The organism is Paenibacillus forsythiae T98 (assembly GCF_000520735.1).
In the GTDB taxonomy this organism is placed as follows: Bacteria; Bacillota; Bacilli; order Paenibacillales; family Paenibacillaceae; genus Paenibacillus_AQ; species Paenibacillus_AQ forsythiae.
In genome coordinates, this window is record NZ_ASSC01000457.1 from 1 (window position 1) to 11,458 (window position 11,458).

Sequence of the window (11,458 nt, forward strand, 5' to 3'; positions counted from 1 at the left end):
AGGCATCCATCGTGGAAGCAGACTCCAGCGGTCTTGACCCGCTTGCGCTGCTGGCTCCGGGCGAAGCCCCCTACCTGGGGAAATACGACGAGTGGATTCCCCAGGACCTGCTGCGCAAAGCTTTTACCGTGGACGGTCTGGATGTGCCGGGCCTCCATGAAATGGTACAGCGTTGGCGGAGAGACTAGCCTCATTTCAGGATCACCAAAAAACTCCCGGGCTGCTGATGCCACCATTTGACATACGAGAGTCCGGCCACGGCAATGACAAGAAAGATGACCGTAAATATGATGGCTTTATAGTCCTTTGTACGGGCGTATTATTTTTGCGCAGTTTTGTCAGGATTGTGTAATATAGAAGATGCTATTGTTTTCCATTTCATTAAAACTCGAATATAAGGAGTTGGCTCTTCAATGTCTCTTGCCGAACCGGTTAAATTAACCTCGTTATCCTCTAAAGGAGGCTGCGGCTGCAAAATCGGACCCGCCGATCTGACGCAGGTTCTCCGGAATTTGCCGAAATCGGTGCCGAATCCCGATCTTCTGGTCGGACTCGACACAAGCGATGACGCAGGCGTGTACCGTCTGAGCGATGAGCTGGCGCTGGTGCAGACGGTCGATTTCTTTACGCCGATTGTTGACGATCCGTATTCCTTCGGCCAAATCGCCGCCGCCAATGCGCTGAGCGATATTTATGCCATGGGCGGTAAGCCGCTAACCGTGCTTAATATCGTCGCATTTCCCATTTCCACACTGGATAAGAGCATCCTCGCGGATATTCTTCGCGGCGCCGCAGATAAGGTAAGCGAAGCGGGAGCTACGCTCGTCGGCGGTCATTCCATAGATGACAAGGAGCCAAAATTCGGGCTTGCCGTCACCGGGCTGATCCATCCGGATAAAGTGCGGACCAACGCCGGCGCCCGTCCGGGGGACAAGCTGATTCTGACCAAGCCGATCGGGGTCGGCATTCTGACAACCTCGATCAAGAAAAGCCAGCTGTCACCCGAAGAAACCGCCCGCCTGACAGCGGTTATGTCCACGCTCAACAAGACGGCCGCCGAAGTCATGAGCTTGTATGAAGTCCACGCCTGCACGGACGTAACGGGGTTCGGCCTGCTCGGACATGCCTCGGAAATGGCAAAGGGAAGCGGCAACGGGCTTGTAATCCGCAAGGAAGCTGTTCCGGTGCTGCCGAGAGTCCGCGAGCTAGCGGAGCAGGGCTTCGTTCCGGGCGGAACCCGCAACAATTACGCCCATCTGGAAGGTTCGATTATTTTTCCGGAATTCATGGATCAGATCGACCGTTATATTTTATGTGATGCCGTTACCTCGGGAGGACTGCTGATCTCCGTCGCCGGACAGGACAGCGAAGCGCTGCTGGACGATCTGTCAGCCGCAGGAGTCGAAGCCGCAATGATCGGGGAAGTTACCGCTAAGCACCCGGGACAGATTACAGTCGTTTAAGATCTTTAAGCAGCTACATAAGCCGAGAGGCTGGACAGCCCAGCGCCCTGGCGATTTTCAGTTCGCTTTCACAGCAGGACACAAGAAGGAGAGAGACTATTGTTTCAGGATATTACACTTGAACAGCTTCGGGCGCTTCAGGATCGTAAGCAGATGACCATTATTGACGTCCGTTCCCCCTCCGAGTACAGAGATTCCACGATTATGGGCAGTCTGAACATTCCGCTGTTTGACGATGCAGAAAGGGCGGAGGTCGGAACACTGTACAAGCAGAAGAGCGTACAGGCGGCAAAGGAGCGCGGGCTAGAGCTTGTCTCCGCGAAACTCCCGGCTTTCATACGGCAATTCGCGGAAATTCCCGGGGACAAGACCGTATTTTGCTGGAGAGGCGGCATGCGAAGCCGGACGACGGCGACTCTGCTCTCCCTGATGGATATTCACGTCAACCGTCTGACCGGCGGGTACAAAGCCTACCGGAAATGGGTGGTGGAATCGCTGGAATCCTATGATTTCAAGCCGCATTCCTACGTTATCCACGGCAATACCGGAACCGGAAAAACAGCGCTGCTGCACCGTCTTCAGCATAGCAGCTATCCTGTGCTTGATCTGGAAGGCATGGCCGGACACCGCGGGTCGATTTTCGGTCAGGTCGGACTCCAGACGAATAATCAAAAGACCTTTGACAGCCTGCTGCTGGAGAAGCTGATCACGCTGGAACATTCACCGTATGTGCTGTTCGAGGCGGAGAGCATGCGGATCGGCAAGGTTGTGCTGCCCCCGTTCATGGGAAGGCAGAAAGAGACGGGCACTCAGCTGTGGATTGAAATGCCGCTTGAATCCCGGGTCGCGCAGATCATGGAAGACTATCGCCCTCACGAGCACCAAGAGGAGATCCTGACGGCCTTCCGCAGAATCAAGTCCCGCATTCATGTACCTATCGCAGCGGAAATTGACCGGAGCCTGGTATCAGGAGACTTTGAGAACGCGGTCCGGCTGCTGCTGGAGCATTACTATGACCCCAAATATGATCACACATCCTTATTGTACGGCAATTCTGACAAGGTAACGTTTAAAGTAGATCATTTGGATGAAGCGGTAACGGCGGTGACTGCCTGGCTTGAGGAACGCCACCCGGAAGCTTCAAGCTCGAGCAGTTGGAAGGTGCAGGTGTAGCCTGTGCCGGAGTCGCTGGTGTACAAGGACCCCAGCCGCCCCCTCATTCATACACCGGCCTAACGCTTGAATCCGCTGCGATATTCGCTTGGAGACTGGCCGCACCAGCTGCGGAACTGCTTGGAGAAGTAGAGCGCGTCGTTAAAGCCGACCGACGAGGACACCTCGTCAATCGTCAAGACTTTGCTTTCCAGCAGTTCCTTTGCCTTATCCATCCTGATCTTCATCAGGTACTGCTTCGGGGACAGCCCGGTCCGCTCCTTGAAAGCCTTGGAGAAATGGGCCCGGTGATAACCCAGGGAGGAAGCGATCTGGCTGATGCCAAGCTGCTGATGATATTGAAGCGAAATCCAGCGTTTGGCCTGTTCCACCTGGCGGTCGATCATTTCCTGATGCCGGTCGGACGTATTCCCAAGGTCCCTGCTCGCAAGTCCCAGCCTGTGAAGGAGCAGCCTCAACCAGCCCGATGCTTCCAGGCTTTCCAGCTCGGGAAAGGGCGATTGCTTGAAAGAATGCCTGATGCGGTGATAGAAAGAATGAAGAGCCAGCGGATCGGCGCCTTTCAGCACCGGCTTCTCCCGGGACACTCCCGCCTCTTTAAGCAGGTGTGAAGCGGCATCTCCCTGGATCGCGGCCCAGGCATATTGCCATGGCGTCCGCCGGTCCGCCTCATAGCTGAACAGACTGCCGGGCGTAATCAGAAACGTGTCCCCCGCCTGGCAGGAATAGGAACGGCCTGCGCTTACAAATACCCCCTCGCCGGAAAGCACGGTATGGATCAAATAATAGTCATGCACGGACGGGCCGATTTTATGGCCGGGTCTGGGGCTGCCCTCGCCGCTGAACAGAACGGTCAGCTCTCCCTCGCCGGGATGCAGGTTAATGCCGATTTCAAATTGATAGTGATCGGGGTTCATAGATTCCTCCAGCTTGATAGATCAGTGTTCTTCACCATAACTTTATCAAATCATCCGACAAACCTCCATATGCTCCTTGTATTCCTCCATATAAATTCTCCAGGCTCTGCTCTATAGTAAATAGTGAAGAGAGGGAACGAAGTTACCGTACAAAGCTGCATTATTCATAGGTTTTTTCGGATAATTTCCACAAAGAATATGCGGTGATCGGCGGCATTCTTCCCAACACAAGGAGGAATAGAATCGATGTCCAAGATTACATTTATCGGTGCGGGAAGCACGGTTTTTGCCAAAAATGTATTGGGAGACTGCATGGCTACACCGGCGCTTCAGGGGTTTGAGCTGGCGCTGTACGATATTGATTCCCGCCGTCTGTCGGATTCCGAGAATATGCTGCTGAACCTGAAGCGGAGCAGCGGCAGCACCTGCGAAATCAAAGCCTACACCGACCGCAAAGAGGCGCTGCGCGGAGCCAAATATGTCATTAACGCGATTCAGGTGGGCGGGTACGATCCCTGCACCATCACCGATTTTGAGATTCCGAAGAAGTACGGCCTGCGGCAGACAATTGCCGATACCGTCGGCATCGGCGGCATTTTCCGCAACCTGCGCACGATTCCGGTTATGCTCGATTTTGCCGCAGATATCCGTGAAGTCTGTCCGGACGCACTCTTTATGAACTACACGAACCCGATGGCCGTGCTCACGAATGTCATGAATACGTACGGCGGTGTGCGGACGGTCGGTTTGTGCCACAGCGTACAGGTATGCGTGCCGCATCTGTTCGAGCATCTGGGCATCGAGCAGGAAGGCTTGCAGGCGAAAATCGCCGGAATTAACCACATGGCATGGCTGCTGGAGGTTACGAAGGACGGCAAGGACCTGTATCCCGAAATTAAAAGACGGGCCGCCGAGAAGCAAAAAGAACCGCATAACGACATGGTCCGCTATGAGATTATGCAAAAGTTCGGCTATTACAATACGGAATCGTCGGAGCATACGGCGGAGTATCACCCGTACTTTATCAAGCGGAACTATCCCGAGCTGATCGACCGCTTCCAGATTCCGCTGGACGAATATCCGCGCCGCTGCGTGGAGCAGATCGAACGCTGGGAACATATGCGCGAGGAGATGGTGAACAACCGCAATCTGGAGCATGAGCGCTCGCATGAGTATGCGTCGTATATCATCGAGGCGATAGAGACGAACATTCCGTACAAAATCGGCGGCAACGTCATGAACACCGGACTCATCACCAACCTGCCTCGGGAAGCGTGCGTGGAGGTGCCATGCCTGGTCGACCGCAGCGGAATCCAGCCTACCTTTATCGGTGACCTGCCGCCCCAGCTTGCGGCGCTGAATCGCACGAATATCAATACCCAGCTGCTGACGATCGAAGCCGCGATCACACGCAAGAAGGAGCATATCTATCATGCGGCGATGCTCGACCCGCATACGGCGGCAGAGCTGTCCATGGATGACATCGTCAATATGTGCAATGAGCTTATCGCCGCCCACGGGAAATGGCTTCCGGAATATCATTGATAGGGGGCAAGTCTCGGATGTCATAATGGACACGGAAATCCCATATCTCTAGAAGCGGGTAGTTTTTTTGCCAAAGGAGGGATATGCTTGGATGCTTTCGTTGTCCGGTCGCTGGATGAAATCCGATTTTGGTCGAGGATTATGAAGGAGCATTCTTTATTTCTTGGACTGGGTTTTCGGGCGGAGGATACCCGGCTTAAGAGTGAAGCCGACCGCTTTTACAAGATTTTTGAGGATATTGAGAGAAGAGCCCATGAATTTCAGGCCGACGCAGATCCCCGGATCATCAAAAATTTCAATACAGAGGTTGGGGTTGCGGCGGCCAATATTTGGGCGTTCAAGCGAATGGTGCTGGGCCTGATCCTGCAATGCAAGCTCCCCGGTCAGACCAACTTCCCTTTGCTGGTGGATCATGTAAGCAGGGAAGCCAATTATTTCAGAAACCGGCTGGAAGAGCTAAATACAGGAAGACTCGAACCCTTACCCGATGCCATTATCGATGAGAATGTCTTTTTCTTGAAGATCATGGCCGATCATGCCAAATTTATTGGTCATTTGCTGGACCCGTCTGAGCGGAAGCTGGTTGAACAAGCGCGGGAATTCAGCAATGATTTTGATATGCTGCTGTTTCAGGCGCAAGATTTAAGTTCTATGCGACCACAGTCTCAAACCGTCCCGCTGCTTAGTCAATTTGTAGATGAAAACCGGGTTTCTGTAAAAGAATTGCGTGACTTCAAGAAAACAGCGCGGGACTTAATCGATGCATGCCGGATCAAAAGCATCATTCATCCACTGCTGGCGGATCATGTGTTCCGTGAAGCGGAACGGTTCCTCTTCATTCTCGACATGTTCGAGCAATCCTTGTCGGGCGTTAAAGTAAACCGGAGGGATATATTAAGTTCATAACCTCGCAGCTCGCCAACCGGGAAATGTTAAATTTCTCCGGTTTATTTTTTTTGACAACCTCTCGAAAAGAAGTATAATAGCCATGAAAAAATAGAACTCATTTTATGGTGAGGGGGATCGCGCTTGAAAATACTGACTTTAAACACTCACGCATGGATGGAAACCGACCAGCTTGGGAAAATAGAACGCTTGGCCAGCTTTATCACGGATCAGCAGTTTGATGTCATCGCACTCCAGGAGGTCAATCAGTCGAAGGAAGAGAAAGCGCTGTCCGCTACGGCTTTGGAGCGCTTTATCTATGCCGAGCCGGAAACGGTGGTCCGACAGGATAATTACGCCTTCGTGCTGCTGCAAAAGCTGGGTATCCCCTACTATTGGACATGGATACCCGTACATACGGGATTTATCAAGTACGACGAGGGTCTGGCGATCTTGACACGCACACCTGCAACCGCTGCCTTCAGCGAGTACGTATCGGTTACGCGGGATTATGAGAACTACCGCACACGGAAGATTGTCGGAGTCAAAGCAGAGGTCGGCGGGGAGGAGTCCTGGTTTGTCTGTGGTCATTTCGGCTGGTGGAATGATGAAGAGGAGCTTTTTCGCGGTCAATGGGATGCCGCGCAGGCGAAGCTTGACACACTGAAGGAATTACCGGTGTTTATTATGGGCGATTTCAACAACGTGGCGGAGATTCGGGACGAGGGTTATGATTATGTGGTTCAGCAAGGCTGGCATGATCTGTACGCTTCCGCTTCCGTGAAGGATGACGGAGCCACGGTTACCAAAGCGATCAAGGGCTGGGACGATAACAAGGGCAAGCTGCGCATTGATTATATTTTCTCCAGCCGTCCGCTTCAGGCCAAGTCCTGCCTTGTCGTCTTGAACGGCATTCGGGGAGCGGTCGTCTCGGATCATTTCGGGGTGGCTGCAGAGCTGTAAGGCGGAAGCCCCACCATACCGCTCATTATTCTGTCCGGTGAACACTCGCCGGGCCTTTTTGGCATTATCACCGCAAATCCTGCCTTTCCCCACATCTCCCGACTGCAAATATCTCCCTCCCAATTAGGCTTCTTGCTGCGAAATTATTCGACTTTTGTCACAACTCCTATGAAATTCTGTATTTACAACAACCCCCAGGGGGGGATATTATAGTGAGAACAGTTCTCAGCATTAATAGTTATTGGAGGAGGAAGCGGGTTATGGAACAAGTTATGATTGCACGGGAAACGGAAGAAAAAAGGCCTCTGAGCGCGCTGTGGGAGCAGCATGGAGGTCTCATTATCGCGGCGGCTTGCCTGCTCTTCATCGGGCTGGCCTGGGTCACGGGCAGGAATGGTCAAGGTGTGCTGGAAATTCTGTTCTTCATTCTCGCCTATCTTGTCGGCGGCTACCGGAAGGCATGGGAAGGCCTTGAAACTCTGGTTAAGGAGAAGGATCTTGATGTCGACCTGCTAATGGTTGTGGCGGCGGCAGGCGCTGCGGCGATCGGGTACTGGCTGGACGGCGCGATGCTGATCTTTATCTTTTGTCTGAGCGGAGCGCTGGAGGACTACACGATGGAGAAGACGAATCAGGATATCGCCTCCATTCTGAAATATCGGCCGGAAGACGCGGTTCTCCTGAAGGATGACGGCGAGGTTAGGGTCCGGGCGTCAGAGCTGCAAAAGGGCGATATCGTGCTCGTCAGACCGGGCGAACGCATCCCCTGCGACGGCCACATACTGGAAGGACATTCGGCCGTCGATCAGTCCTCCATCACGGGCGAGTCCATCCCCGTCGATCTTGCTGCCGGGGACAAGGTCTTCGCCGGAACGATCAACGGTCAGGGGGCGCTGCGGGTCTGTACGGATAGCGGCGCGGAGGACACGCTGCTGGCAAGGATTATTCATCTTGTGCAGGAAGCCAAGGATGAATTGCCGCCAAGCCAGCTGTTCGTGGAGCGCTTTGAGGGCATCTACGCCAAAGTTGTGGTTGGCGCCGCCCTGCTGCTCATGGCCGTCCCGCCGTTTCTCTTCGGCTGGTCGTGGGAAACGACCGTGTACCGGGCGATGATCTTTCTTGTTGTCGCCTCGCCGTGCGCGCTCGTATCCTCAATCATGCCCGCCATTCTGTCCGGCATATCAAACGCCGCCCGCAAAGGCGTGCTGTTCAAAGGCGGCGTCCATCTGGAGCAGATGGGCGAAGTGAACGTCGTCGCTTTCGACAAGACGGGCACTTTGACCGAAGGCAAGCCGAAGCTGACCGAAGTCCTGCCGTCCGAAGGCCGAAGCGAAGAGGAGCTGCTCACGCTCGCCGCTTCGCTGGAGTATTTGTCGGAGCATCCGATCGCCAAAGCGATTGTCGATTTCGCCAAATCCGGCGGCCTTCAAATGGAGCCTGCGGCGAATATGCAGGCCGTGACCGGGATGGGCGTCAGCGGGACCGTAAGCGGCAGAAAGTGCCGAATCGGCAAGAAGGAGCTGCTTGCGGATCTGGACCTGGAGTCCGCCAAGCTTCAGGTGGCGCACAAGCTTGAATCGGAAGGCAAGACAGTGATCTTCGTTGAATCGCAAGGCACCCTGATCGGCATGCTGGCGGTTCAGGATGTGCTGCGCCCCGGCGTGCGGGAAGCCGTCATGAAGCTTAAGAGCATGGACAAGAAGGTCGTCATGCTGACCGGAGACGCCAGACTCACCGCCGAGGCCATCGGCCGCGCGGCCGGTGTGGACGAGGTGTATGCCGGGCTGATGCCGGATCAGAAGCTTGCGCTGATTCGTGAGTTGACCGAGCGGCACGGCAAGGTGGCCATGGTCGGCGACGGCGTCAACGATGCGCCCGCGCTGGCGGCTTCCGCCGTTGGCATCGCCATGGGCACAGCCGGAACCGACGTCGCGCTGGAGACGGCAAATGTAGTGCTGATGACCGACGATATTTCCAAAATTCCGTTCGCGATATCGCTTGGACGGCGGACGCGCAGGGTCATCCGGCAGAATGTTGCTTTTGCCCTGGCCGTCATACTCATCCTCGTCGTATCCAACTTCTGGGGCGAGATCAATCTGCCGTCCGGCGTGGTCAGCCATGAAGGCAGCACGCTGGCCGTGATCTTAAGCGGCCTCAGACTGCTCCGCTAATCTGTTATGCGCAGAGTGGACCGAATTTGGCGCTTCATTCGATGTAAGCTCCACAAAATTGTTTCTGTCTACCCTCTCTTGGTATAATAGCGGCATGGCCGTCATGGTTAATTAGCGGCTAAGAGAGACTGGAGAGGTGCGATATGGGACAGGAAGCCAGTGTACACGAAGACGATCACGAGCATAAGTACCGCAAGCAGATCGTCAACCGGTTGGCCCGGATTGAAGGCCACATTCGCGCTGTCAAGGAAATGACCGCCGAGGACCGGGACTGCTCTGAGGTGCTGCTGCAGATCGCAGCCGTGCAGAAGGCCTTGGACAAGGCCGCCAAGCTGCTGTTAAAGGACCATTTGGAGAACTGCGTGGTCAAAGCGGTCCACCACGGCAACGAAAGCAAGGTTCTTGAAGACTTGAACAAAGCGCTGGACAACTACATCCGTTAGGACAAGCCCTGTTGTTGAATTGACGACGGGGCTTTTCATTTTTCCGAAGCGGGCACATTATATTTAGAATCAGGGATAGAACGAAAGCGGGTATTTAATAATATATAGCGTATGGTTTAATCGTCCTCTTATGTTTAAGGAATACAGTTGCTTTATAACCCGAACAAAGGAGACTTCCGATGAAACCCGATCCTGTGGTGCTTATTGTATCGTCCGCGTTTGGGGACGGCCACGCCAAGGTGGCCCAGGCCATTGAACAGTCCTTCCGGTCCAGAGGAATCAACCGGGTGCATATTGTCGACCTTTTCGGTGAAGTGCATCCCGTGCTGAACGGAATCACGCGGACATTTTACTTGAAAAGCGCCTCATATGCTCCGAATCTCTACGGAATCATGTACAACATGACCAGCGGCATGAAGCCGGATTACCCGCTCGGGCAATTTTTGCATTCTATGGGCAAGCACAAAGTAAGGAAATTTCTGAATGACCTGCAGCCGGATCTGATCATTCACACCTATCCGTATTTAGCCGCTTCACAGCTTGGCATTGAGTCGGCGGACCATATCCCGGTCTTTACGGTCCTGACCGACTATTGTCTGCACGGAAGATGGCTTCATCCCCGGACCATGAAGTATTTTGTCGCCAGCGAGAGCATCAAGCAGGAATTGATGAAAGCCCGCGTGGCCGAAGAACGGATCACGGTCAGCGGCATTCCGGTCCGGGCGGCATTCGCCGAATCCGCCGATCGTTCACAGCTCATACGAAAGCACGGGCTGAGGGAAGACCGGCGCTATATTCTACTGTCTGCGGGAGCCTACGGGGTGTCCGTCAAGGTCCGCAAAATATTAAAAAGCGTCATGGAGCATACCGACTTCGATTCCATTGTGCTCTGCGGAAATAATCAAAAGCTCAGGCTGTCGATGGAGGATAATTACCGGAACCATGAGCGCGTCCACATTCTCGGATATACGGATGAAATGCATGAGCTGATGTCCGTTTCCTCCTGCCTGCTGACCAAGGCCGGGGGCGTAACGCTTACCGAGGCTTTCGCGCTGTCGCTGCCCGTTATCGTGTATTGCCCTCTTCCCGGACAGGAAGCAGGGAACGCCAAAGCGTTGTCCCGTCAACGGGCGCTGTATACCGCGAGCACGGAACAGGAACTGATTAGCTGCCTCCGGCTGCTGGAAATGAAGCCTTACCGCGAGGAAATCACGCGCCAGATGAATGCCCTCTCCCGGAAGAACGCCGCCGGGCAGATTGTAAGCGAAGTGCTGGAGACGCTGGAGCAGCGCCCGTCCCATGCGGCTCAGACGCTGCATCCGCTGCAGACGAAAGGGAAGGCGAAGACCGCTCATGGATATCGTTAATAAGCCGGGGAGAGCGGATACGTCACTTGCCCGCCTCGGTCTGGCCCTCTTTTTCATGGAATGGGTGAGGGGGGCATTTCTGGTCGCCTTTTTGCCTATGTATGCGATGGAACATCTTGGACTGACGGCGGCCGCTGTCGGGATTGCCGTATCGATTCATTATTTGACCGACAGCCTGATCAAAGGCTTCATCGGCTATCTGCTCGACAGAATGCCGCAGCAAGCGGTCCTGCATGGCGGCTTTGCCGTCGCCTTGGCCGGTCTGGTCCTGATGGTGACCACCCGCCATGCCGGTGTTCTGATTACGGCCTCGGCCTTGCTCGGGGCGGGCTTCTCGCCGATCTGGATTATTTGCATGAGCCAGGTCAGGGAGGAGAACCGCGCCCGGCAGATGGGGAGCTTGTATGTCTATTGGATGGCGGGCCTTGGGCTTGGAACGGTCATGATCAATGTGATTATGGATTGGGGGCTGACTCCGGCGCTCCTTGTCATCGTCCTCTTTTTTGCCGCAGGCTGGATCATGGCGGGCTT

General features: G+C 54.5%; 11 protein-coding genes. 10 read left to right on the forward strand and 1 reads right to left on the reverse strand.

Annotated features, from left to right (window positions below):
- The 3 genes from L692_RS32775 to mnmH form a co-directional block, all read left to right on the forward strand.
- On the forward strand, positions 1–188 hold a 188-nt coding region (locus L692_RS32775; protein ID WP_036723785.1), incomplete at its 5' end, for a hypothetical protein.
- Between the two features lie 225 nt (positions 189–413).
- Positions 414–1,463: a selenide, water dikinase SelD gene (gene selD / locus L692_RS0114605; protein ID WP_025700914.1), complete on the forward strand. Its 1,050-nt coding sequence runs from the start codon at positions 414–416 to the stop codon at positions 1,461–1,463.
- Between the two features lie 99 nt (positions 1,464–1,562).
- Positions 1,563–2,636 (forward strand): tRNA 2-selenouridine(34) synthase MnmH, encoded by a 1,074-nt coding sequence (mnmH, locus tag L692_RS0114610; protein WP_025700915.1) that lies wholly within the window; start codon positions 1,563–1,565, stop codon positions 2,634–2,636.
- Positions 2,637–2,695: 59 nt separating this feature from the next.
- Here the strand turns inward: mnmH and L692_RS0114615 are convergent, their stop codons facing one another.
- Positions 2,696–3,553 (reverse strand): helix-turn-helix domain-containing protein, encoded by an 858-nt coding sequence (locus L692_RS0114615; protein ID WP_025700916.1) that lies wholly within the window; start codon positions 3,551–3,553, stop codon positions 2,696–2,698.
- Positions 3,554–3,799: 246 nt separating this feature from the next.
- On the opposite strand from L692_RS0114615, the gene melA reads away from it, so the two are divergent.
- The 7 genes from melA to L692_RS0114650 all read left to right on the forward strand — a co-directional run.
- The gene (melA, locus tag L692_RS0114620; RefSeq protein WP_025700917.1) at positions 3,800–5,098 is read left to right on the forward strand and encodes an alpha-glucosidase/alpha-galactosidase; all 1,299 of its coding nucleotides are present in this window, start codon (positions 3,800–3,802) and stop codon (positions 5,096–5,098) included.
- 87 nt (positions 5,099–5,185) lie between these two features.
- Complete coding sequence (locus tag L692_RS0114625) at positions 5,186–6,004, forward strand: DUF2935 domain-containing protein (protein WP_025700918.1); 819 nt, start codon at positions 5,186–5,188, stop codon at positions 6,002–6,004.
- 123 nt (positions 6,005–6,127) lie between these two features.
- Positions 6,128–6,946 carry an endonuclease/exonuclease/phosphatase family protein gene (locus tag L692_RS0114630; RefSeq protein ID WP_025700919.1) on the forward strand — a complete coding sequence of 273 codons (819 nt, stop codon included), beginning with the start codon at positions 6,128–6,130 and terminating at the stop codon, positions 6,944–6,946.
- 260 nt (positions 6,947–7,206) lie between these two features.
- Positions 7,207–9,117, forward strand: coding sequence for a heavy metal translocating P-type ATPase (locus L692_RS0114635; RefSeq protein WP_025700920.1), 1,911 nt, complete (start codon positions 7,207–7,209; stop codon positions 9,115–9,117).
- A gap of 143 nt (positions 9,118–9,260) precedes the next feature.
- Positions 9,261–9,560 carry a metal-sensing transcriptional repressor gene (locus L692_RS0114640; protein WP_025700921.1) on the forward strand — a complete coding sequence of 100 codons (300 nt, stop codon included), beginning with the start codon at positions 9,261–9,263 and terminating at the stop codon, positions 9,558–9,560.
- Between the two features lie 179 nt (positions 9,561–9,739).
- Positions 9,740–10,927 carry an MGDG synthase family glycosyltransferase gene (locus L692_RS0114645; RefSeq protein WP_025700922.1) on the forward strand — a complete coding sequence of 396 codons (1,188 nt, stop codon included), beginning with the start codon at positions 9,740–9,742 and terminating at the stop codon, positions 10,925–10,927.
- Positions 10,914–11,458: MFS transporter (locus L692_RS0114650; protein ID WP_025700923.1), on the forward strand; the 545-nt coding region annotated here is incomplete at its 3' end. The genes L692_RS0114645 and L692_RS0114650, both read left to right, overlap by 14 nt.

Coding starts and splice junctions, on each gene's coding strand:
- selD (WP_025700914.1), top strand. CDS start 414: ATGTCTCTTGCCGAACCGGTTAAATTAACCTCGTTATCCTCTAAAGGA.
- L692_RS0114645 (WP_025700922.1), top strand. CDS start 9,740: ATGAAACCCGATCCTGTGGTGCTTATTGTATCGTCCGCGTTTGGGGAC.
- L692_RS0114640 (WP_025700921.1), top strand. CDS start 9,261: ATGGGACAGGAAGCCAGTGTACACGAAGACGATCACGAGCATAAGTAC.
- L692_RS0114635 (WP_025700920.1), top strand. CDS start 7,207: ATGGAACAAGTTATGATTGCACGGGAAACGGAAGAAAAAAGGCCTCTG.
- melA (WP_025700917.1), top strand. CDS start 3,800: ATGTCCAAGATTACATTTATCGGTGCGGGAAGCACGGTTTTTGCCAAA.
- L692_RS0114615 (WP_025700916.1), bottom strand. CDS start 3,553: ATGAACCCCGATCACTATCAATTTGAAATCGGCATTAACCTGCATCCC.